The sequence below is a fragment of the Nocardiopsis mwathae genome (assembly GCF_014201195.1).
Taxonomy (GTDB): Bacteria; Actinomycetota; Actinomycetes; order Streptosporangiales; family Streptosporangiaceae; genus Nocardiopsis_C; species Nocardiopsis_C mwathae.
Genome location: NZ_JACHDS010000001.1, coordinates 2,402,404 through 2,422,463, shown reverse-complemented (window position 1 = coordinate 2,422,463; position 20,060 = coordinate 2,402,404). Strand labels below are relative to the sequence as shown.

Genomic DNA, 20,060 nt, shown 5'->3' with positions numbered 1-20,060 from the left:
GCGGCCGCGGGTCGGCTACTTCACCGCGCCCATCGACAGACCCCGGACCAGCTGGCGCTGGGCGATCCAGCCGACCACCACGATCGGCAGCGACACCAGGGTGGCCGCGGCCGACAGCTGGGCCAGGAACAACCCCTCACTGGTGATGAAGCCGACCATGAACACCGGCGCCGTGGCCGCCTGCACCGCGGTCAGGTTCACCGCGAAGAAGAACTCGTTCCACGAGAAGATCATGCAGATCAGCGCGGTCGCGGCGATGCCGGGCGCCATCACCGGCAGCATCACCGACCACAGCACCCGGGGCAGCCCCGCTCCCTCCATCTGCGCCGCCTCGACGATGCCCTTGGGTACCTCCAGGAAGAACGAGCGCAGCATCCACACCGCGATCGGCAGGTTCATCGCGGTGTAGAGCACCACCAGCGTCCAGACGTTGTCGAGCATCCGCACCTGCGCCGCGGCGACGTACAGCGGGACCACCACCGCCACCACCGGCAGCATCTTCGTCGAGATGAAGAAGAACAGCGCGTCCTGGGTGCGTTTGATCGGGCGGATCGACAGCGCGTAGGCGGCCGGTACCCCCAGCAGCAGCACCAGCGACGTCGAGACCAGCGTGGCGACCATCGAGTTGGCGAGGTAGGGCAGGATGCCGGAGTCGACCACACCGCCGAACCGCTCCAGGGTCGGCTCGAACAGCACCGTGGGCGGGTCGGTGGCGGCATCGCCCTCCTGCTTGAAGGCGGTCAGCACCATCCACAGCGCGGGTGAGACGAACAGCAGGGCGATGCCCCAGGTCAGCGCGGTCAATGCGATGCCGCGGGCGCCGCTCTTGCGCCGTCGGGCGCGCGGGCGGCCGACACGGCGCGGAACCCCGGTGGTCCCGGCCCGCCCGCCCCCGGCACGGCTCGCCGACGCCGCGGGTCCGGTGGGAGCTGCGGTGGTCACGACATCGCCTCCTGGCCGGCCATGAACGACCGGAAGATCAACCGCAGCGCGAGCATGGCCACGATGACGGTGCCGACGACGACGATGACGCCCATGGCGGCGGACTGGCCGATGTCGAAACCGAGGAACGTGCGCTGGTAGATGTAGAAGGGCAGGTTGGCGCTGGCCGTCCCGGGCCCGCCCTGGGTCATCATGTAGATCGTGTCGAAGGTGTTGACCACGTAGATCGACCCGAGCAGCACGCCCAGCTCGATGTAGCGGCGCAGGTGCGGCAGGGTGATGGCGGTGAACATCTGCCAGCGGTTCGCGCCGTCGACCTCCCCGGCCTCGATGACGTCGCGGCCCTGGCTCTGCAGCCCGGCCAGCACCAGCAGCATCATGAACGGCGTCCACTGCCACACCATGGCGGTGACCACCGCGATGACCGGGTGCTGGGCAGCCCAGTCCACGTTCCCCGCCCCGAACGGGGACAGGACGAAGTTGACCAGCCCGAACACCGGCTCGAACATGATGTGCTTCCACAGCAGCGCCGTGGCCACCGGCAGGATGAGGAACGGGGTGATCAGCAGCGTGCGCACCACCCCGCGCCCCTGGAACCCGCGGTCCAGCAGCAAGGCCAGGCCGATGCCCAGCGCCATCGAGACCAGCACGCACGACGCCGTGATCAGCACGGTGTTGAGCGCGGCGGTGAGGAACGTGGCGTCGGTCAGCACCGCCGCGTAGTTGGCCAGCCCGATGAACTCCCGGGAACCGGGGCGCACCAGGTTCCAGGACTGCGTGGAGTAGAAGATCGTGAACAGGAACGGCAGCTGGGTGACCACGATCATGAAGATCAGCGCCGGCATCAGCGGGGCGCGCCGGGCCCAGCCGCGGGCCCGCTCCGCCGACCGCGGGTCCAGGCGGGCGGCCGCGTGCGTCGTCGGGCTCATCGGCCCTCCTCCTTATAGCCGTCGCCCACGACCTGGGCGTAGCGCTGGCTCTGCTCCAGCGCCTCCTCCACGCTGATGCGCCCGGCGATGGCCGCGCTCAGCTGCTGGCTGACACGCGTTCCGAGGTCCTGGAACTCGGGGATCGCCAGGAATCCGATGCCGGAGTAGGGAACGGGGTCCACGGTGGGGTCCGCGGGGTCGAGGCCCTCGATACCGCGCAGCATCGGGTCGGCGTAGGCCCCGGCGACCTCCTGGTACTCGGGGATGTCGAACGTGGACAGCCGGTTGCCCGGGGGCACCCGCTGCCAGCCGTACTCCTCGCCGACCAGCCGGATGTAGTCCTTGTCGGTCATCCAGGACAGGAAGGCCCACGCCTCGTCCTTGTGCTCGGATGACGCGGGGATCGCCAGTGACCAGGTGTAGAGCCAGCCGCCCTGGTCGGTGTCGAGTACCGGCGCGGGCACGTACCCGCTCCTGCCGACGACGGTGCTGGCGTCCGCGTCCTCGACGGTGCTCACCATCGACGTGGAGTCGATGAACATCGCCGCCCTGCCCTGGCTGTAGCGGTTCAGGCAGTCGCCGAAGCCGCTGTTGGCCGCGCCTGGCTGGCCGTGCTCGCGGGCCAGGTCCACGTAGAACTCGGCGGCCTCGCGGAACTTCGCGGAGTCCAGTCGGGCGTTCCAGTCCTCGTCGTACCAGCGTCCGCCGAAGGTGTGCAGCAGGCTGTTGAACGGGGCCAGGACTTCGCCCCACCCGGCCAGCCCGCGCATGCAGATGCCCGCGACGCCGGGCTCGACGCCGTCCAGGGCGGCGGCGAGATCGGCGATCTCCGGCCAGGTGGGGTCGTCCGGCATCTCGACCCCGGCCTGCTCGAACAGGTCCTCGCGGTAGGCGACGAACGACGTCTCGCCGTAGAACGGCACCGAGTACATGTCGCCCTCATACGACAGGTCCTCGCGGATGGAGGGGATGAAGTCGTCGGCGTCATAGCCCTCGGTCCGCTCCATGTAGGGGCCGAGGTTCTCCAGCCAGCCGAACTCCGCCCACTGCGCGGTCTCGTAGTTGCTGATCATGACCGCGTCGAACTCGCCGCCGCCCGCCGCGACCGAGGTGGTGATCTTGGCGCGCGCCTCGTTCTCCGGAAGCGACACGAAGTTCGCCTTGACACCGGGGTTCTCGGCCTCGAACCGCGACTGCAGCGAGATGGCGTCCTGCATCTGCGGGTTGGCGACGATCGCGATGACGATCGAGCTCTCGCCGTTGCGGTCGGCCACGGCACCGGCCCCGGCGCAGCCGGTGAGCAGCAGGGCTCCGGCGGTGAGCGCGGCGGCGGGCAGGAGGCCGCGGGCGGCGGTGCGCGGATCGCTGTGCTTCACGTGGCATTCCTTCCGGCCCGGTCGCGGCGGCTCGCGCTACCGGCGCGCCGCGGTGACGTCGGGGACGACCTGCACCTTGACCCCCGCACCCGACCGCGTCAGGTCCAGTGCGGCGGGGAAGTCCTCCAGCGGCAGGGCGTGGCTGAGCAGCGGCGCGGTGCGGACCACGCCCGCGGCCAGCAGATCCAGGGCCGCGCCGAAGCTGTTCAGCACGGCCATCGAGCCGACCACGGTGATCTCGTCGTTGTAGATGCGGAACGGCGAGAGGTTGACGCGGGCGTCGTCGGCGGCGACGCCGAAGATGAGCAGGCGCCCGCCGCGCCGCAGCGCGTTGAACGCGGCCTCGATCGCGGGCGGGGCGCCGGTGACGTCCACGGCGGCGTCGAAGAGCTCGTCGTGGAGGTCGGCGGTGTCCGTGGCCACCGCGTGCGCGCCGAGGTCGGCGGCGATCTTCAGCCGCTCGGCGTTGCGGTCGACCATGGTGACGCGGGCGCCGCTGTGCTGGAGCAGCTGCTGCAGCAGCAGGCCCATGGTCCCCGCGCCGACGAGCAGGAACCGCTCGCCCGCGCTCACGCCGATGCGGCGGACGCCGTGCACCGCACACGACAGCGGCTCGACCAGCGCGCCCTCGCGGAAGCCCATCGCTTCGGGCATCCGGTAGCAGTTGGCGGCGGGGACGGCGACGTATTCGGCGAACGCCCCGTCCACGGTGTCGCCGGTGGCGCCCCAGTCGGCGCAGAGGTTGCCGCGTCCGGCCCGGCAGTAGTCGCAGTGCCCGCAGAAGAGCGAGGGGTCGACGGCGACCCGGTCGCCGACGCGGAGTCCGCCGGGCGCGTCGGCGCCGACGGCGACGATCTCACCGGCGAACTCGTGCCCGGGGACCAGCGGGTAGGGGCTGGGCGGGAACTCGCCGTCGGCGATGTGCAGGTCGGTGCCGCAGATGCCGCACGCACCGACCCGGACGACGACCCCCTCCGTACCCGGTGCGGGGTCGGGCCGCTCACCGACGGTGATCGATCCAGGCTGCTCGATGATGGCTGCGCGCACGGTCGCTCCTTGCCGTCCGCCCACCGAGATTCATGCTCATGTGAGCGGTAGTGTTCTCATATGTCTAATGTCATGTAAAACACATGTGAAAGCCGATGTCAATGTATGGTTTGCCTATGAGCATGGGCGGACTCACATGAGCGAGATGGCAGGGCGGCAGTCGGTCGAAGGCGAGATCCCCCCGGTGGGCGGGGAAGGCGCCCCCGCGCGGGGCCCGGCGGAACTGGTCCAGGTGGCCGCGATCGCGCGACGTTTTTACCTGGACGGGCACTCCAAGGTGGAGATCGCCAAGGAGTTCGGGCTCAGCCGGTTCAAGGTGGCGCGGGCACTGGACGCGGCCCGGGAGAGCGGCATCGTGCGCATCGACATCCGGCTTCCCGCCCTGCTCGACGCCGAGCGCTCCGACCGGCTGCGCGAGGCCTTCGGACTGCACCACGCCATCGTCGTGGCGGAGTCCGGCGACCCCCTGCAGACCCGGCGCCAGGTCGGCACGGTCGCCGCCGACCTGCTCAGTGAGATCGTCACCCCCGACGACGTCCTCGGCCTCACCTCCGGACGCACGCTGGAGATCATGTGCGCCGAGCTGACCCGGCTGGCGCCCTGCACGATCGTGCAGCTCAACGGCGTCATCTCGGACCACCCCAACGCGACAGGCCCGGTGGAGACCGTTCGCCGCGCCGCGCACATCTCCGGCGGGTCCGCCTTCCCCATATATGCCCCGCTGGTCCTGCCCGACGCCGCCACCGCGCGCACGCTGCGCGCCGACCCCGGCATCGCCGCGGCCTTCGGCCGCTTCGAGCGGCTGACCAAGGCCGTGGTGGCGATCGGCGGCTGGGACGAGCAGACCTCCACCGTCTACCAGACCCTGGGCCCCGACGAGCGCGCCCGCTACGCCGAGATGGGGGTGCGCGCCGACATGTCCGCCCAGCTCTTCGACGCCAAGGGCGAGCAGGTCCACACCGACCTCGACGACCGGGTCCTCAGCGTCCGCGCCGAACAACTGCGCCGCGTCCCCGAGGTCATCGCGGTCGCCGGGGGAGCGGCCAAGGCCGAGGCCATCGGCATCATGCTGCGCACCGGCCTGATCTCCTCCCTTGTCACCGACGCCGCCGTTGCCAAGGTCCTGCTGGAGGAGTAGCCGCCCCGCGGGTGGGACACGGCGTGTTCCCGCCCGGCCCCGTTCTCCGACGACCGAAAAGGATGAACCCGCCGGGCGGCGGTATCGCCAGGTGTCGATAGGAGATGGGGGATTTTATGGGATATAGGAAGCAGTGCTCCATTTCCCGGGCGGGGCGCTGCCACCTCCTCTGACGTGCGGCTGGGTGAGCGCCGGACGTCACGGCCGGTGAATTGCGCGTCGACCGGAACGCGCGATTGGGAATGGCGGTCACTTGTGGTGAACCGCCACCGCCCCCCATTCTTGGTTCGGTCATGTGTATTCCAATTCACACGGGGGATCAGGATGGCGATGCGCACACCGCCGACAGACTGTCACGTGGACGTGACCGCCGACGACCGCGGCGCGGTCCAGACGCTGGTGCACGCAGGTGAGACTGCCGAGGCCCCCTCGAACGCGGCACCGCGCGCGGCGGGCATCTCCAACCTCCTCTTGGCGCTGCTGCCGGCCATCGCCCCTGACGGCGGCGAGCCGATCGAGGCGGACGCGTGCGAGGGCGTGGTGCAGAATCTCGCCTGCGCCCGGGTGTTCTGACGGCCGGGTCCATGCTCACCTCATCGCCCTCGGCCCGATTCGAGGAAGCCACCCGGGTCCTGGCCGCCGACGTCGCCGGTGCCCTGGCGGCGCCTGAGCGCGCCTTTACACTGCAGCGGCGCGTCGCCGAACTCGGTGAGAACGGCACGGGCCTGGGGGCGGTCCGCGTCCTGGGAACCGACATCCTCGCGCCCTACGTGCTGGGCGGCCGGCTCCCCGAGGACGACGACGTCGCCGTGATCCGGGAGGCGGCGCGGGCCTACCCCGCGCCGCCGGTCTCGCCCACGCCCGACCTCGTCTGGGCGGCCCGCGACTGGGCCCTGCGCCGCGTGCTGGCGCGCTTCGCCGTCGACGCCACCTCCTGGGAGGGGCTGTCACCCGCCCCGGCCGTCGACAGCGACTCCGGCGAGGGGATCGCCGCCAGCATCGGCACGCCCTGGCCCGAATGGTCGGTGGCCTACGCGCGCCTGTCCTCGCTCGCCCTGCCCGGCCTCGTCGGCGCCACCCGCACCGACGCCGGACGCCGCCGCGCCGACCTCAGCCGGGGCATGGTCCGCTCCATGCTGCGCCGCGACCACCTCACCGCCGCGCGCCTGGCCCGCTGGCTGGCCCTGGACCACAGCACCGCGCCCGAACCGCTGCTCACCCCTGCGCTGGAGCACATGGCGATGCTCGCCACCGGCGAGCCGCGCACCCTGCTGGAACTGACGATCGCCCACCTCCTCAAGGAGCCCAAGCGCTGATGGACGCCGCGACCATCGGATCCGCTCACCGGGTCGGTGACAGTGCCCTGGACTGGCTCGACCACGTCCGCTCCTGCTTCGCCCTCGACCACGACGCTGCCGACCACGACCTCGACGGCGGCGCGCTCAAGTCGCTGAGCGAACTCGCGCTGGCCGTCGGCCTGGTCCGGCGCGAGGCGGTCTTCGGCCCGCGCAGTTCGGCGGTGGCCGACTCCCTGTTCGACTTCGCCTGGCGTGAGCTCCGCGAGGGCGACCTCCTCTTCCGGCTGCAGCAGCACACCCCGGCCGCGACCTACCCGCTGGAGATCTACTCCACCTTCGCCGCCGCCGGGTACCGCCACGAGGAGCTGGAGGAGCTGGCCGCCCACCTCCTCAGCCTGCGCGCCGCCCGTGTCCCCGAGCAGGTGCCCAACCGGCGGCTGGCGGTGTTCGCCGCGGCCCGAAGAACCGGCCTGCCGCTCTACGACGACCCCGCCGAGCTCACCGCCCGCACCTGGCTCGGCGCCACCCCCGAGCCGTGGATGCTCGACGCCACCAACGCCTACGGCGTCACCCACACCGTCTTCCACCTCACCGACTGGGGAGCCGACCCCGAGGGCCTGCCCCAGGAGCTGGAGGAGTACCTGCACCAGTGGCTGCCGGTATGGGTCGAGGTGTTCGACGAGACCGGGTTCTGGGACCTGCTCGGCGAGATCCTCACCGTCGGCACCTGCCTGCGCGAACCCCTGCTCTTCCCGCGTGTGTGGGCACACCTGGCCAAGGCGCAGCGGGACGACGGCATGGTCCCCAACGGCGTCACCCGGCCCTCGTGCGACCCGGAGCGGGCGTTCCGCAACCATCACCACCCGACCATCGTCGCCGTCATCGCCGCGACGACGACGGTGTCGCGTGCCCTCACTGCCAGTGCGGCGGCCTCGGGAGGAACCGCGTGACCACATCGACGGACGTCCAGTCGCCCTCCGAGCTGCTCGACACCCACATGCGGCCCCTGCTCACCGAGGCGCGCGTGCCGGCCGCGGCGGCAGCCGTGATCCGAGGCAACCAGGAGGCGGTGCGCGCCGTCGGCTTCCAGCGGCGCGGCTGGCCCGACCTCGTCGACACCTTCACGACCTTCGAGACGGGATCGGTCACCAAGACGTTCACCGCCCTGCTGCTCGCCGAGATGGCCGCCTGCGGCGATGTCGACTACAGCGACCCGATCGACACCTACCTGCCACCTGAGGGCCGCCCCCGGCGCGGGGAGCGCCCCATCACCCTGCTCGACCTCGCCACCCACACCGCCGGTCTGCCCCGACTGCCCCGCAACCTGTTCCCGGGCGCCGTGTCCAACTGGCTGCGCGACCCCTACGCCCGCTACTCGCGCGACGATCTCTACCGCGCCACGGCGCGGCTGCGCCCGGCGCCCGCCGTGTCGCCGCCGCCCTCCTACTCCACGTTCGGGATCGGACTGCTGGGCCAACTGCTGGCCGACGCCGCCGGAAGCAGCTACCCCGACCTGCTCGCCAAGCGCATCCTGCGCCCGCTGCGGATGGACGACAGCGGCGCGCCGCCCGCCATCGCCCCCGGTACCCGTGCGGCGACCGGCCACCGGCGCGGGCGCCCGGTCGGACCATGGCACTTCGGTGCGCTGGCGGGGGCCGGCGCCGTCCGGTCCACCGCCGTCGACCTGCTCGGCTATCTCCGAGCCCACCTGCGCCCGGAGATGTCCGACGCGCCCCTCGCCGCGGCGTTGCGGGCCACCCGGATCCCGCGCCGCTCCATGGCGGGCCGTGCCGGTGCGGCCGGAACCAGCGTCAGCCTGGTGTGGAACCACCGCGTCGTGGGCGGGCAGACCCTGCTCTGGCACACCGGAGGAACCGGAGGCTTCACCGCGTTCGTCGGGTTCAGCCCGACCGCCAACGCCGCCGTGGCGGTGCTCGCCAACGCCACCCCGACCTGGCGCCAACCCGCCATCCGCGCCGCCCGCCGCCTCTTCCGCGCGGTGCTCTTCCCGGACGGCTCCTACTAGTCGGCCCCGACCGCAGGGTCGGAGCCGCTGCTCCGCACCGCCGCAGCGGCGGAAGGGCCTCGGCGCTGCGCGCGCTGCCCGCGCTGCCCGCGCTGCCCGTAGGGCGTCATGCCGCGCGGCTTGACCACCGCCAGCGTCGTGGCCACGAGCAGCACCAGCAGGGCGGCACCGGCGTCGAACAGCGGTTGCGTCCGCACGCCGAGGTGGTCGGCGCCGGTCAGGGGCGCCGCCGTGTCAGCCGCGATCCCGGCCATGAAGCCGATCGGCTGCAGGTGCACCAGCAGCAGCACGGTGGCGGCGACGGTCAGCAGCAGCTTGACCAGGACCCAGTAGTGGCGGAACAGGCCCCACGTCGTTCCCAGCGCCGAAACGAGCCCGGTCACCAGGGAGGCCAGCCCCAACGGGACGATGACGAACCAGGCGACGACCTCCATCGCCAGGTAGGCGCCCCGGGCGGTCAGGGAGTCTTCGGCCGTCAGCCCGGCGACGGCCAGCGCGAGGAAGGCGGCGACCGCTCCGAGCCAGCCGACCGACACGGTGACCCTGGCGGGCCTGCGCCCCACACCCTGAACGGGAGGAAGCTCCGGCGCCACGCCGCCCCCGACCTCCGGCTGCCCGGCACACCGCGGCGTACGGCACGTCGCCGGACGCCGCGGTGCGGGCTTTCTACGTGGTCTTGGCGTAGTGCGTGGCTCCTGCCCAGTCGATCGCTGTCACAGGTTCGTCGCCGACCACCCACGCGTCGTGTCCCGGGGGCACCTGCGCCACCTGGCCCGGCCCGGCCTCGACCTCGGAGCCGTCGGCGAACCGAATGCACATCGTCCCCGTGATGAAGTAGACGAAGTGGGCGACTTCGCACAGATCCGTGCCGGCGATCGGCTTCACGTCCACGGACCACTTCCACCCCGGTTCGAGCCGGAACAGCCCGATCGTGCTGTCGTCGATGTTGACGACGTCCAGCCGCCCATGGCCGAACGTCCGCGTCTCGTCGGGCGCGGCGAAGTCGGCGCGGCTCGTGGTGCTCACAGCGTCCCAGGCCTCGATGTCGGTCACGCGGCTCATCCGGCCGTCCACCACGTCCGCCATGGCCATGCCGGCGACCTGGGTCCCGTCGCTGTAGGTGCACAGGTCCTCGAAGGCGACGTGGCCGCCCCCGACCACCGCGTTCTGCAGCCGGTGGTCCAGGTCGCGGCTGAACACGTCGCGCATCAGGTCACCGATCTCGCCGCGCCCGCGCAAGACGCGGGGGGCCGACGGCGGTGAGCTCTGGCTGATGATGCGGTACTCGGCGTCTTCGGTGAACAGGGACATCATCGCGTCGAGGTCCTTGTCCTCCAGTGCGTGGCGCAGCCCGTCCACATCGAACCGCTGGCCCGCCTCTTCTTTGACCGCCATGGTGATCCCTCCCCATGAATCGATCTCACTCCTAGGTCAAGGGTCTCCCTGGAAGCCGGTGCGTGATCCTTAAATCCGGGTCATCTCTCCCGCGTGCGGGGTGACCGATCCGCACCTCGAACGCGGGCCGGCGGCGGTGGCTCCACCCCCAGAGCCATCGCCGATGATCAAGGCAACCGTTCCGACAAGACGGACATGATCGGATGCCCGCCCATGATCATCGAGGGAGAACGGCCCTGGACCGGCGGGGAGTAAAACCCCTTGGCGTGGAGGAAGCGCGGCGGGCCATGATGTCCCGCATGTGCGAGCGCCCCCTCGCCGTAGCCCGTGCCGCCGTGGACATCACTGCGGCCGGAAGGTCTGGGGTAGGCGGACTGCCTGCTCGGGAAGGGAGGCGTGCCGTTGAGCGGCGGTGCCCGTAGAAGCGCCAGGGGCGGGGAGGTGCTGATCGCGGCGCTGGCGATCGACTCACTCGGGCATGGACTGTTCCTCCCGCTCTCGCTCGTCTACTTCACCGAGCTCACCCCGGTTCCGCTCGCGGTGCTCGGTGTGCTGCTCAGCGTCGCGAACGCCATCACCCTGCCCATCCCCGTCTGGGCGGGCGCCATCGCCGACCGGATCGGTCCGCTTCCCGTCGTCGTGGCGGCCCAGGTGATGCAGGCGGTCGGCTTCCTCGCCTACGCGTGGGTGAGCGGGCCGGTCGGGATCTTCCTGGCCGCGAGCCTGGTCGCCCTCGGTGTCCGCTTCTTCTGGTCCACGATCTTCACCGCCGTCGCGGACTACGCCGACAACAGCGCCTCGCCGCGCGGCCGGGACACCTGGTATGCGATCGGCAACGGGGCACGCACCGCCGGACTCGCGGCGGGCGGGCTGCTGACCGGGGTGGTCGTCGCCGACGGGCGCGAGGCCGCCTTCCGTGCCGTCGCCTACGGCGCGGCCGTGTGCTTCGCCGTCGCCGCCGTCATGATCGCGGCGTTCGTCCGCACCGGGGAGGCGCGTGGGGAGCGATCGGCCGAGTCCGCCCCCGCGTCCGGCTACATGGAGCTGGTGCGCGACCGGCCTTTCCTTGGGCTGATCTGCCTGAACACCGTGTACGCGCTGTCGACCCTGATGCTCGGGCTGGCCCTGCCCACCGTGGTACTGAGCGGGATCCAGGGGCCGGCCTGGCTGACGGCATCGATCCTCGCGGGCAACGCGATCCTCATCGCGGTCCTGTCCGCCCCTATCGCGCGTCGACTCGCCGGCCGCCGCAGGACCCGGACTCTGATCGGCGCGGCGGTGCTGTGGACCGGATGGTGCCTGATCATGGCCGCGCTCGTGCCGGGGCAGCTGTGGTGGGCGATCCCGGCGCTGCTGGTCGCGACCCTCCTGTTCACCGCGGCCGAACTGATGCACGCGCCGGTCTCCAACGGCCTGGCCGCGAGCATGGCCCCGGTCCAGGCCCGGGGCCGCTACCTCGCCGTCTTCCAGTACTCCTTCACCCTCGCGTCGATCGCCGCGCCCGCCTTCTTCGGCGCCCTCTACGAACTCGACCACGCGGCACCCTGGCTCGCCCTGGGGCTGGCCAACGCCGTGACCGTCGTCGGAGTGCTGCTGCTGGAGCGCCGACTCCCGGCTCGTGTCCTGCGCGACACCGTGGCGTAGCGGACGGCGTAGCCGCCGCCCGCTGCGCCGCGCCCCGAACTATCCCTCGGCGGCAGGCCGGTACGTGCAGATGTGGACGCCCGTGCCGCTGGTGGCGTTGGCGACCAGCTCGAACTTGTGCAGGGCGCCGTCTCCGGGGAAGACCGTCTTCCCGCCGCCGAGGATCACCGGCATGATCATGAGCCGGAGCTCGTCGACCAGGCCTTCGCTCAACAGGGTGCGGACGAGCGCCGAGCTTCCCATGACCACCGCGTCGCCGCCCTCGGCGGCACGCAGCCGCCCGATGCGGGCGACCGCCTCGCCGCCGGGGACGAGCGTCGTGTTGTTCCACGTCAGGTCGTCATCGGCCAGCGTCGAGGACACGACGTACTTCCGGATCGCGTTCATCCGGTCGGCGAACGGGTCGCCCGCGCGCCCGGGCCACGCCGCAGCCATCGTCTGCCAGGTACGGCGTCCGAACAGCAGGGCCTCGGCCTTGCTCAGCGCATCGTCGAAGGCGGCGCCCACCGTCTCCGGCTCGAAGAACGGTCCCGTCCAGCCGCCGTGGGCGAAGCCGCCGTCGGTGTCCTCCTTGGGCCCGCCCGGAGCCTGTACGACGCCGTCCAAGCTCATGAACTCGATGACCACGATGCGCATGGAACCACGCTCCTCTTTTCACCGTTCGGGGGATGAGGTGAAGGACGTTAACGGGCCCCTGTGACATCTTCGGGCGGCCCCGCCCTCCGCCACCGGTACGCGTCGCAGCAGGGCATGAGTCTCCGGCCGCCCCTCGCCGCCTGCTCCCCGACCGTTCCCATACTGCTTTGTCTCCAGGCGCTCCACCAGGAGGGCGTGGGCGGGCGCGTCGGCGACCGGCCGGTGCCGCACGCCGCGCGGCACGACGAAGAGGTCGCCCGCGCCGAGGACGACGGGTTGCCGTCCCTCCAGGTCGAGGCGGAACGTCCCGTCCCAGCACAGGAAGAGTTCGTCCTCGTCATGGTGGTGCCAGGGGAACTCGCCGTCCAGGCGGCGCTGCGCCACGGCGTCGCCGTCCTGCCGGGCAGGGGGCTGGACGCATCCGGTGGCAGCCGCGACCGCCTGCGCCTGCACTTCGCCGCGCCGACCGAGGACCTGAGCGGGGCGGTCCGCCGCCTGGCCGCGGCGTGGGGTGCCTTCACACCGTCGGCGTCACCCGGAACCGCACCCGTGCGCATGGCCGTCTAGCGCACAGCAGTGTCCGCGGCCCGCCGTCGGAAGGTCCGGGATCGTTCATGCGCCCGGCCGTTGCCGATGCCCGCTTATGTGATCATTATCAATGATTCGGCGGTATGTGGAATGGTGGGGCATTTCGTGTGAACCGTGCTCTAGAGTTCTCCACTCGACACGTGGATCCCGCGGCCCGGGAGAAAGGGCGGCGGGTCGAGCTGAACGGAGATTCGTGAAAAAGCACCTGTTCGTTTCACTCGTGGTCGGGTTTGCGCTGGTGAGCGCCCCTGCTGCGCACGCGGACGCCGAACCGGGCGAGCAGCGGAGCCTGCCGGAGTCCGAGGCGATGGTCCCCGCGGATGCCGGGCCCCTCGCGGAGACACTTCCCCTGGAAGCGGACAGCGGCGGCGTGCCTCAGGGAGGCGGCGAGCCCTCGACACGAGCGGCCTCCGCCAGCATCTGCCAGGGCGAGATCGACTACCCCCACGTGTCGGGGACCAAGGGGGTCACCTACACCATCAACACGCACCTGAGGGGCCGGTGCAAGGCCAAGCCCTCCACGCACAACATCGCCGGAAGCCTGTACCGCTCCCGGTGGTACGGGTGGGAGCACCTGAAGTCCGACGGGGTCTCGGGCGCGAAGGCGAAGCTGCAGCTCAACCTGAACAAGAAGTGCAAGGCCGATACGTGGTACAAGTACCGTGCGTCCGGCCGCTTCTACGCCAAGGTCGGGAAGACGACCTGGTCGCGGTCCTTCCACAACCAGAACCCCAAAGAGATCAAGTGCAAGAAGAACGCGAGGGCGTGACGCCGCGGCGCCCGGCCCGTACCGCACGGGCCGGGCGCCGGCTCGGCCTCGCCGCCCTGCTGCTCCTGGCCACGGCCTGCTCTGCGGAGTCGGCGCCGACCGACGCGTCGCCGCCGTCGGCTCCCCCCGAGGAACCGCTGGTCCCGCTGGCGGAGGCGTCCGACATGCCGAGCCCGCCGTCGCTCCGGGCCGCGGCGCCGGACGGTGGTGAGGTCACGGTCGACGCGATCGTGGCGTTTTGGGCCGCGGCCGGAACCGACGCCTCGATCGAGCCTCCGACGACACTTGAGTGGGTCGACGTCCGTGCGGACGGCGAGGCGGTGACGCTCTCCATCGGCGCCCCGGCCGAACCGAGCAGGATCGAGGTCCGCGCGTCACCCGACGTCGACGCGGAAGGGCTCCCTGAAGAGGAGCGGCAGATCTCCGCGGTCTGCGCCCCCCAGAGCCGAGCGGCGGACGACGCGACGTGTGTCCACCGGCTGTCGAAGGACGGGGACCGGGAACGGATCGAGGTCCGGATCGAGCCCGACGTCGTCGCCGACGCTCCCTACCTCATCGTGTACGGCGAGTGGGCGGTGGTCGACGAGGCCGGCCCCGGAGACGGGGATGATGGCGCGGACGGCGTGCATGAGAACAGTGCTTCGTGGGCCGTGAAGGTGGTGTGAGCGTGCACGACGACGAGACCGCGTGCCTGCGGGCGGCCGTCGGGCGGATGGCCGCGACGGAGTGGGAGGACCGGGTGTTCCGGGCCGACGTGCGCTGCGGGGGAACCTCCTACGACCTGATGTCGGACCGTGCGGGGGACACCCGCTCGGAGAGCCGCTTCATGCCCGAACCCGGTCCGGAGGACGCGCCGTGGGTGGTGCAGACCGTCCGGCTCACGGCGCGGTCGACCACCGACTGGAAGCTGGAATACCTCGACGGCGACCTGGCCGGACTGGAGGCCGTCCCCGACCCCGAGCCTCCGGTACGGGGCGAGGACCCCGAGGGGTGGTGGTCGAACACGACCTGGACGGGCATGTTCGACCGCAGGCTCGCCGAGATGTTCCGTCCGGCGATGCTGGTGTCGTGGCTGACCGAGGTCCGGGCCGAGCGGGATGAGGCCGATGGGCGCTCGGCCTACCGGCTCACCGCCCGCCCCCGCCCCTGGGACGCCTGCGGCTGCGCGTACACGGGGTGGGCGGCGATCGACATGACCCGCCTGTCCGCCGCGGTCGACGAGGAGACCGGATTCCTCCTGCGGGCGGAGTCCTACGACGGCACCCGACTGCGGTGCCGCTACGAGGTCACGGACCTGCGCCTCGGCGGCGAGTGACCGGTGCCCGACGAGCAGGGTGCCATCACCACTCACGGCTGGACGACGCGGCGTCGGTGCTCGGACCGCGTCGGTGATGCCGTGAACGACGGCGATGCCCGCGGACCGGGCACGACCGGGGCCGCTGAGGAGGTGGGTTCCCGCAGGGTGGCACGCCTGCGGGAACCCACGGGTGCGGGTATCACCGGCCGATGCCGCGATCGCCGGTGCCGCGGCTACTTCCGGGAGCCCCGTCCGCCCTCATCGCCGCCACCGTCACCCGTCCCGCCGCCGGCGGCGGGACGGGAGGGCGCCCCACCGGGCGCCTGGGCGGCGGCCTGGCGTGCCTGGTCGAGTTTGCGCCAGGCGGTGGCCCACCGCTGGAACTCGGACTCGTCGCCGCCGCACGCGATGACGAAGGCGTTGAGCTGGGTGAACTTCGGCAGCCCCTCCCCCTTCAGAACCGCGTGGAAGGCGGCGGACGAGCACGTGTAGCCGCAGTTCGTGGCCATCGTGCGGTACGACGGGTTGCCCGCCCACCTCCGGTAGCGCCGCATCGCCTCGACGAACTCGGCGGGCGTGGCCGCCTCCAAGGGGTCGGGGCGCAGGTCGAAGCCCTCGACGTCGCGCACCGCCATGGCCCGCTGCCGCCGGACCGACGGATCCGCCCGGTCGTCGCCGGTGTCGTCCGCGGCCGCACGCGGCGGTGTGCGGCGCGGTTGCGGGGCCCGCCGGCTCCGCCGGTCGCGGGCATCGCGTGGTTCTCGGGCATCGCGTTGCTCCCGGGGATCCCGGTCGTCGGGAGCAACGGGCACGACCGGCACCTCGCCCATCAGCGTCCCGTCGGGGGAGCGGTGGATCCGGCGCGGGTGGGCGTCGGGCGCGATCTGGTAGACGGTGGACGGGCGCTGCGGCCGCAGGGGGCGCTGGGGGCCGGTCGGCTCCAGCAGGTCGCGAATGCTCATCCGACCCCCTCCGCAGGTGCCAGGCGCGGCGTGAGGTCGGCGGTGAGCGCGAGCGCGCCGAGGCTGATCAGCAGGGCGGTGGCGATGCCCTCGCCTCCGACCGACAGGCCCAAGGCCACCATGACCACGATGACGAACAGCACCAGGGGCCGCAGGGCCTGCGGGCGACGGGTCCGGGGGCGATTACCGCTGATTCTCAGGAACATCGAGCTTCCTTCGCTTACGGGGGAGACCCCGGCGGTGCCGGGGTGCCGGCGCGGCCTGGATCGAACCGATAGCGCTCGGAAATGCGGTTGCTCATTGCGGCGGCGCCAGTGAAGTCGAGAGGAGACGGCGCGCCACGAGCGCGAGCGGTTGGCCGTGAGGTGAATTTACAGGAATGCTCCCGGCTGTCGAGCCCCATATTTGCCTGATTGTCGGACAGCATCCCTGATGAGTCTCATGAGGTTTTCCGCGTGCGTCGTTTCCCCTGTGTACGCGGGCTTGCCGGTCCCGTTCGGTCGTGTTCAGAAATGTTTGCCGATGTTTTTGTGTGTCCTCCTTTGCTCGGGGTTGTTCAGGGGATTTTGAGAGTGTTGATCAGGGAAAGTAGGATCCTGACAGGTTCGGAAGGAATGACGGATTCTTTCCGGATTGACAGATAGCGGTTAAGGCGCTTGCCGCAACCCACGGTGGATGCATTGGACAGGCCTGGATCTCACGCGGCCGGCCGGGAGTGAGGAGACCCCGACCGGCACGGTACGGCCGAGCTTCACAAGGCGCGCTCCCGCCCGGGTACACCCGGCCGGGAGCGCGTTCTCTGCGTCGGCCCACCGCACAGTCATGCCGCCCAGGCGTCCCGGCTCATGCGTGTACGTGGGGGAGCGCGAGGTCGTCAGCGCACTGATCCGACGCCCATCCGGGGCGGCGACCTGACAGCATGACGACGGCCGCAGGCGTGCCGCTCGCCGACCTCCAAGGCGAAACGCGCCCGCTAGCCGCATCTTCTGCACCATGCACGGCGTGGCCGGTGGTCGCGCAGGTGCACCGGCCAGGAAAAGCGCAGGACGTGCCCGGATCGCTGCCCCTGGGCGCGCGACAGCGCAGGAGAGGAGACGGGCTGGATGCCCTTGGACGACGCGGTGGCGGCCCGGCTGGACCGCTTCCTCCACTTCACCCCCGCCGGGATGGTGGCCGACACCGGTAAGGCTCTGCTCGTGGCCGGTGACTACGACGGCGCGCCCGCTGTGGCGAAACTGCTGACCGATCACGCCCAGATGTGGCGCCGGCGGTTCGCGGCCGAGACCCGCGCCTACGAGGTGGCCGCCGACCACCCGCCGCCGGTGGGCGCGCCGCGCCTGCTCGCTGCCGATACTGAGGCGGGCATCCTCATCCTCCAGCACATGAGCGGCCGCCCGGCGGCCACCGAGCGCCACCCCGCCGCACCCCTGCCCCCGCGATCCTCAGCCGCGGTGGTCGGCGCGGCCGATGCGGTGGCCGCCTGGTCCCCGCCAACAGAAGCGTTCACCCCGGTGTTCGGCTACCCGCAGAGGTTCACCCGCTACGGCCCCGCCGGGTACGGGCTGCTGACACAGGAGGACGTGCGGCGCCTCACCCTCATCTACACCGCCCTGGCCGAGGTCCAGGGGGTGTGGGTGGTGGCCCACGGCGACGCCCTGCCCGCCAACATCCACATCGACGGCTCCATGGTCATGATGCTCGACTGGGAATGGGCCGGGCTCTACCTGCCCGGCTGGGACCACGCGCTGCTGTGGGACAGCAACCACGACACCTGGAAGCTCGTCGCCCGCCACCACGGCTACGACACCCCCTGACCGCGGCCCGCCCGATGCCCCACCGGCGGCCACCCACCCCCAGCGGAAGGTCGACACCGTGCACGACCCCTCCACCGGCACCACCGGCGCACCGGCGTTCTCCACCGTGCGGATCCGCGTCGGCGCCGCCCTGTTCTGCGGCGAGCGGGTGTGCGTGATTCGCCGCGACCGGCCCGCCGGTGCCCTGTACACGCTGCCGGGCGGCAAAGTCGAACCCGGCGAACCCCTGGAAGGGGCGCTGGCACGCGAGCTGTCCGAGGAGCTGCGCCTGGAGGCCGCGTCCTGGGACGGCCCCCCGGAGTTGCTGTGGGTCCAAGACCAGATGGTCGCGCGCCCCGGACCCACCCCGCCGCCCCGCAAGCTGCACCTGGTCTACCGGCTGCATATCGGCGAGGAGGCGCGGGGGCGGCTGGCCGAGGAGGAGCACGACGCCGCCCCGAACGGCCGGGGCGACACCGGGCGGGTGGAGTGGCGGGACTACCGCACCGTGGGTGACCTCGCCCTGTTTCCCGCTGTGGGCGGGCAGATCGCGGGGCTGGAGACACCGGTGAGCCGCCCGGATCGCACTCTGGCCCCGCCGATGACCGACATAACGTTCTCCTGGCGGTGACAGCACGTGTGCCGCGGCACTTCGCCGGTTCGAAACCACGGGGGAGGTCAGTGGATGGACAGCACGGGTGATGGAATCGCCCGGCTCCTGGCCCGACTGGGTCCAGCGGGACGGCTTCCCCGGGGCGGTGTGGGCGGTGGTCGGCATTCCCGTCGAGGACGGCTCGGTTTCGACGATCCCCTGGGTGCGCTCCTGCACGACCTTCGCAGGCCGTCTGCTCGGCCAGGTCACCATCCTCGACCTGCCGACCCACATCCCCGGGGTGTCGCCGCGGTGTGCTGGGTTATAGGTGTGCGTGGGGGAGGGCGAGGTCAGTGCGGGTGAGCAGTTGGTGGGCGCCGATGTTCTTGGCGAGTAGGAGGAGTGCGGCGCGGTGGAGGTCGTCGTGGTCGTGTGAGGCGCTGGCGTCGGTGATGACGTAGGGGGTGAGCCCGCGCTCGAAGGCACCGATGGCGCTCTGGGTGACGCAGCTTTCGGTGTCGATGCCGCAGAAGTAGAGGTGCTGCCAGCCGTGCTCCTTGACGAGGTCTCCGCCGTCCTCGGTGAACAGGGAGTAGACGGTCTTGTTCAGCACCACACCGGAGGGCAGCAGCGGGGCCAGCTCGGGGATGATGTCTGTCTCGGGTGAGGCCTGGAGCTTGTGCCAGTCGAGGATGCGGGTGTAGGGGCTGCCGGGGTAGTTGAGGTAACGGGTGAACAGGACCGCGCCCCCGGCCGCCGCCCAGTCGCGGACCAGGCCCACGACTTCCGGCACGATGTGAGCGGATGCGGGACGGATGAACCCGTTCTGCATGTCGATGACGACAAGGACGTCACGCGTATTCGGCTGCACCGTAACTCGCCTTCCCTTTCCCTAACCCGGTGATCTTGTGGCCCGAAAGAAATAAGGGGAAGGAGTGTCGTCCACACTGCCATCTGGTAGTCAAGACCCATGGTTCCCCTGTACCGCCAGTGTGCTCTGACCGAGTGCCCATTCTGCGCCGGACCGTTCGAGCCCTGTGCCCACTGCCGGGGAACCGGAGGGTGGACTGCGGAGAAGCCCGTGCGGGAGGAGTCAGGCGCCATCGGGTGGCAGCAGGCCACCGAGGAGTGCCGGATATGCGTGGGCACCGGCCGCCACCACGATCCTTCACGCATCGCCTAACTGGACGGGCCACCACATCTAGACCACCTGTTGTTGCCGCCGGGAATCACCGTCTGAAAACTCGTACAGACCCGTTCGACATCATCGAGTCCCCCCGCTTGGACGCACTGTGACCGGGCACTCCAGAGCCTCCCAGCGGTTGGGACAGCAGACAAGGGCAGTGAACATCTGGTCGCCCTCGGCGAGTCCGTAGTTCCAGCATGCATCCCGACCGGCCTCCAACTGGATCCTGGTCGATACCCGAAGCGCGTGGTCAGGCCTCCAGGGTGATGGATCGACAACGAGATGGGCTACACGGTCATGGCATTCGATCATCCATGCCACACCGTCGATGGCCTTGTCCCAGGTCCCCTGCACAGATGCGGGGCCTCGCCGCATCCAATGGCAGATCTTCAGCGGCGGAATATCGGACGTCAAGAACCCCGGGTTGTTGGGGTGGGAATTT

The 20,060-nt window shown here is 71.0% G+C and carries 24 protein-coding genes; 13 read left to right on the top strand and 11 right to left on the bottom strand.

Annotated features, from left to right (window positions below; all coding sequences use genetic code 11):
* Window positions 1-15: 15 nt before the first annotated feature.
* Genes HNR23_RS10200 through HNR23_RS10185 form a run of 4 tightly spaced genes read right to left on the bottom strand, consistent with a single transcriptional unit; the run spans window position 16 to window position 4,294 of the window.
* Complete coding sequence (locus HNR23_RS10200; protein WP_184075310.1) at window positions 16-942, bottom strand: carbohydrate ABC transporter permease; 927 nt, start codon at window positions 940-942, stop codon at window positions 16-18.
* Window positions 939-1,871, bottom strand: coding sequence for a carbohydrate ABC transporter permease (locus tag HNR23_RS10195; RefSeq protein ID WP_184075308.1), 933 nt, complete (start codon window positions 1,869-1,871; stop codon window positions 939-941). The genes HNR23_RS10200 and HNR23_RS10195 overlap by 4 nt, the downstream gene beginning before the upstream one ends.
* Complete coding sequence (locus HNR23_RS10190; RefSeq protein ID WP_394353761.1) at window positions 1,868-3,247, bottom strand: ABC transporter substrate-binding protein; 1,380 nt, start codon at window positions 3,245-3,247, stop codon at window positions 1,868-1,870. Before HNR23_RS10190 ends, HNR23_RS10195 begins: the two co-directional genes overlap by 4 nt.
* 36 nt (window positions 3,248-3,283) lie before the next feature.
* On the bottom strand, window positions 3,284-4,294 hold the full coding sequence (locus HNR23_RS10185) for an alcohol dehydrogenase catalytic domain-containing protein (RefSeq protein ID WP_184075306.1): 1,011 nt from the start codon (window positions 4,292-4,294) through the stop codon (window positions 3,284-3,286).
* Between the two features lie 223 nt (window positions 4,295-4,517).
* Between HNR23_RS10185 and HNR23_RS10180 the strand changes: the two genes are divergently transcribed.
* The 5 genes from HNR23_RS10180 to HNR23_RS10160 all read left to right on the top strand — a co-directional run bounded on the left by HNR23_RS10180 (window position 4,518) and on the right by HNR23_RS10160 (window position 8,756).
* Window positions 4,518-5,432, top strand: coding sequence for a sugar-binding transcriptional regulator (locus HNR23_RS10180; protein ID WP_184080154.1), 915 nt, complete (start codon window positions 4,518-4,520; stop codon window positions 5,430-5,432).
* A gap of 357 nt (window positions 5,433-5,789) precedes the next feature.
* Window positions 5,790-6,005 (top strand): hypothetical protein, encoded by a 216-nt coding sequence (locus tag HNR23_RS10175; RefSeq protein WP_184075304.1) that lies wholly within the window; start codon window positions 5,790-5,792, stop codon window positions 6,003-6,005.
* 11 nt (window positions 6,006-6,016) lie between these two features.
* A complete protein-coding gene (locus HNR23_RS10170) occupies window positions 6,017-6,748 on the top strand; it encodes a hypothetical protein (protein WP_184075303.1) in 732 nt (243 codons plus the stop codon).
* The gene (locus HNR23_RS10165) at window positions 6,748-7,680 is read left to right on the top strand and encodes a DUF6895 family protein (protein ID WP_184075301.1); all 933 of its coding nucleotides are present in this window, start codon (window positions 6,748-6,750) and stop codon (window positions 7,678-7,680) included. Before HNR23_RS10170 ends, HNR23_RS10165 begins: the two co-directional genes overlap by 1 nt.
* Window positions 7,677-8,756 (top strand): serine hydrolase, encoded by a 1,080-nt coding sequence (locus HNR23_RS10160; protein WP_221308081.1) that lies wholly within the window; start codon window positions 7,677-7,679, stop codon window positions 8,754-8,756. Before HNR23_RS10165 ends, HNR23_RS10160 begins: the two co-directional genes overlap by 4 nt.
* On the opposite strand, the gene HNR23_RS10155 is transcribed toward HNR23_RS10160, so the two are convergent.
* Together HNR23_RS10155 and HNR23_RS10150 are read right to left on the bottom strand one after the other, a co-directional pair.
* Complete coding sequence (locus tag HNR23_RS10155) at window positions 8,753-9,319, bottom strand: hypothetical protein (protein ID WP_184075299.1); 567 nt, start codon at window positions 9,317-9,319, stop codon at window positions 8,753-8,755. The genes HNR23_RS10160 and HNR23_RS10155 overlap by 4 nt on opposite strands.
* A 103-nt stretch (window positions 9,320-9,422) precedes the next feature.
* On the bottom strand, window positions 9,423-10,151 hold the full coding sequence (locus HNR23_RS10150; protein WP_184075297.1) for a nuclear transport factor 2 family protein: 729 nt from the start codon (window positions 10,149-10,151) through the stop codon (window positions 9,423-9,425).
* Window positions 10,152-10,553: 402 nt separating this feature from the next.
* Between HNR23_RS10150 and HNR23_RS10145 the strand changes: the two genes are divergently transcribed.
* Window positions 10,554-11,795, top strand: coding sequence for an MFS transporter (locus tag HNR23_RS10145; RefSeq protein WP_221308080.1), 1,242 nt, complete (start codon window positions 10,554-10,556; stop codon window positions 11,793-11,795).
* Between the two features lie 39 nt (window positions 11,796-11,834).
* Here HNR23_RS10145 and HNR23_RS10140 read toward each other — a convergent pair whose 3' ends face one another.
* Entirely contained in the window at window positions 11,835-12,431 is a 597-nt protein-coding gene (locus HNR23_RS10140) for a dihydrofolate reductase family protein (RefSeq protein ID WP_184075295.1), read from the bottom strand.
* 18 nt (window positions 12,432-12,449) lie between these two features.
* Complete coding sequence (locus HNR23_RS10135) at window positions 12,450-12,815, bottom strand: cupin domain-containing protein (protein WP_343070506.1); 366 nt, start codon at window positions 12,813-12,815, stop codon at window positions 12,450-12,452.
* On the opposite strand from HNR23_RS10135, the gene HNR23_RS26305 reads away from it, so the two are divergent.
* The 4 genes from HNR23_RS26305 to HNR23_RS10120 all read left to right on the top strand — a co-directional run bounded on the left by HNR23_RS26305 (window position 12,777) and on the right by HNR23_RS10120 (window position 15,103).
* On the top strand, window positions 12,777-12,998 hold the full coding sequence (locus tag HNR23_RS26305) for a hypothetical protein (RefSeq protein ID WP_221308079.1): 222 nt from the start codon (window positions 12,777-12,779) through the stop codon (window positions 12,996-12,998). The two genes, HNR23_RS10135 and HNR23_RS26305, sit on opposite strands and share 39 nt — an antisense overlap.
* 259 nt (window positions 12,999-13,257) lie before the next feature.
* A complete protein-coding gene (locus tag HNR23_RS10130; RefSeq protein ID WP_184075291.1) occupies window positions 13,258-13,788 on the top strand; it encodes a hypothetical protein in 531 nt (176 codons plus the stop codon).
* The gene (locus HNR23_RS10125; RefSeq protein WP_184075289.1) at window positions 13,764-14,453 is read left to right on the top strand and encodes a hypothetical protein; all 690 of its coding nucleotides are present in this window, start codon (window positions 13,764-13,766) and stop codon (window positions 14,451-14,453) included. The genes HNR23_RS10130 and HNR23_RS10125 overlap by 25 nt, the downstream gene beginning before the upstream one ends.
* On the top strand, window positions 14,450-15,103 hold the full coding sequence (locus HNR23_RS10120; protein WP_184075287.1) for a LolA-like protein: 654 nt from the start codon (window positions 14,450-14,452) through the stop codon (window positions 15,101-15,103). Before HNR23_RS10125 ends, HNR23_RS10120 begins: the two co-directional genes overlap by 4 nt.
* Window positions 15,104-15,318: 215 nt before the next feature.
* On the opposite strand, the gene HNR23_RS10115 is transcribed toward HNR23_RS10120, so the two are convergent.
* Together HNR23_RS10115 and HNR23_RS10110 are read right to left on the bottom strand one after the other, a co-directional pair.
* Window positions 15,319-16,047: a hypothetical protein gene (locus tag HNR23_RS10115; protein ID WP_184075285.1), complete on the bottom strand. Its 729-nt coding sequence runs from the start codon at window positions 16,045-16,047 to the stop codon at window positions 15,319-15,321.
* Window positions 16,044-16,253 (bottom strand): hypothetical protein, encoded by a 210-nt coding sequence (locus HNR23_RS10110; RefSeq protein WP_184075283.1) that lies wholly within the window; start codon window positions 16,251-16,253, stop codon window positions 16,044-16,046. Before HNR23_RS10110 ends, HNR23_RS10115 begins: the two co-directional genes overlap by 4 nt.
* Before the next feature lie 897 nt (window positions 16,254-17,150).
* Here HNR23_RS10110 and HNR23_RS10105 point away from each other — a divergent pair.
* The 3 genes from HNR23_RS10105 (at window position 17,151) to HNR23_RS10095 (ending at window position 18,760) form a co-directional block, all read left to right on the top strand.
* Window positions 17,151-17,861, top strand: a complete 711-nt coding sequence (locus tag HNR23_RS10105) for a phosphotransferase (RefSeq protein ID WP_184075281.1) — start codon at window positions 17,151-17,153, stop codon at window positions 17,859-17,861.
* 58 nt (window positions 17,862-17,919) lie between these two features.
* Window positions 17,920-18,471: an NUDIX hydrolase gene (locus HNR23_RS10100; protein ID WP_343070505.1), complete on the top strand. Its 552-nt coding sequence runs from the start codon at window positions 17,920-17,922 to the stop codon at window positions 18,469-18,471.
* Window positions 18,472-18,541: 70 nt separating this feature from the next.
* Window positions 18,542-18,760: a hypothetical protein gene (locus HNR23_RS10095; RefSeq protein WP_184075279.1), complete on the top strand. Its 219-nt coding sequence runs from the start codon at window positions 18,542-18,544 to the stop codon at window positions 18,758-18,760.
* Here HNR23_RS10095 and HNR23_RS10090 read toward each other — a convergent pair.
* The gene (locus HNR23_RS10090) at window positions 18,755-19,303 is read right to left on the bottom strand and encodes an isochorismatase family protein (protein WP_184075278.1); all 549 of its coding nucleotides are present in this window, start codon (window positions 19,301-19,303) and stop codon (window positions 18,755-18,757) included. The two genes, HNR23_RS10095 and HNR23_RS10090, sit on opposite strands and share 6 nt — an antisense overlap.
* Window positions 19,304-20,060: the final 757 nt, after the last annotated feature.

Excerpts from the sequence above, each read along its gene's own strand:
- HNR23_RS10165 (WP_184075301.1), top strand. The coding sequence starts at position 6,748 with ATGGACGCCGCGACCATCGGATCCGCTCACCGGGTCGGTGACAGTGCC.
- HNR23_RS10195 (WP_184075308.1), bottom strand. The coding sequence starts at position 1,871 with ATGAGCCCGACGACGCACGCGGCCGCCCGCCTGGACCCGCGGTCGGCG.
- HNR23_RS10110 (WP_184075283.1), bottom strand. The coding sequence starts at position 16,253 with ATGTTCCTGAGAATCAGCGGTAATCGCCCCCGGACCCGTCGCCCGCAG.
- HNR23_RS10115 (WP_184075285.1), bottom strand. The coding sequence starts at position 16,047 with ATGAGCATTCGCGACCTGCTGGAGCCGACCGGCCCCCAGCGCCCCCTG.
- HNR23_RS10140 (WP_184075295.1), bottom strand. The coding sequence starts at position 12,431 with ATGCGCATCGTGGTCATCGAGTTCATGAGCTTGGACGGCGTCGTACAG.
- HNR23_RS10170 (WP_184075303.1), top strand. The coding sequence starts at position 6,017 with ATGCTCACCTCATCGCCCTCGGCCCGATTCGAGGAAGCCACCCGGGTC.
- HNR23_RS10095 (WP_184075279.1), top strand. The coding sequence starts at position 18,542 with ATGGAATCGCCCGGCTCCTGGCCCGACTGGGTCCAGCGGGACGGCTTC.
- HNR23_RS10150 (WP_184075297.1), bottom strand. The coding sequence starts at position 10,151 with ATGGCGGTCAAAGAAGAGGCGGGCCAGCGGTTCGATGTGGACGGGCTG.
- HNR23_RS10105 (WP_184075281.1), top strand. The coding sequence starts at position 17,151 with ATGCCCTTGGACGACGCGGTGGCGGCCCGGCTGGACCGCTTCCTCCAC.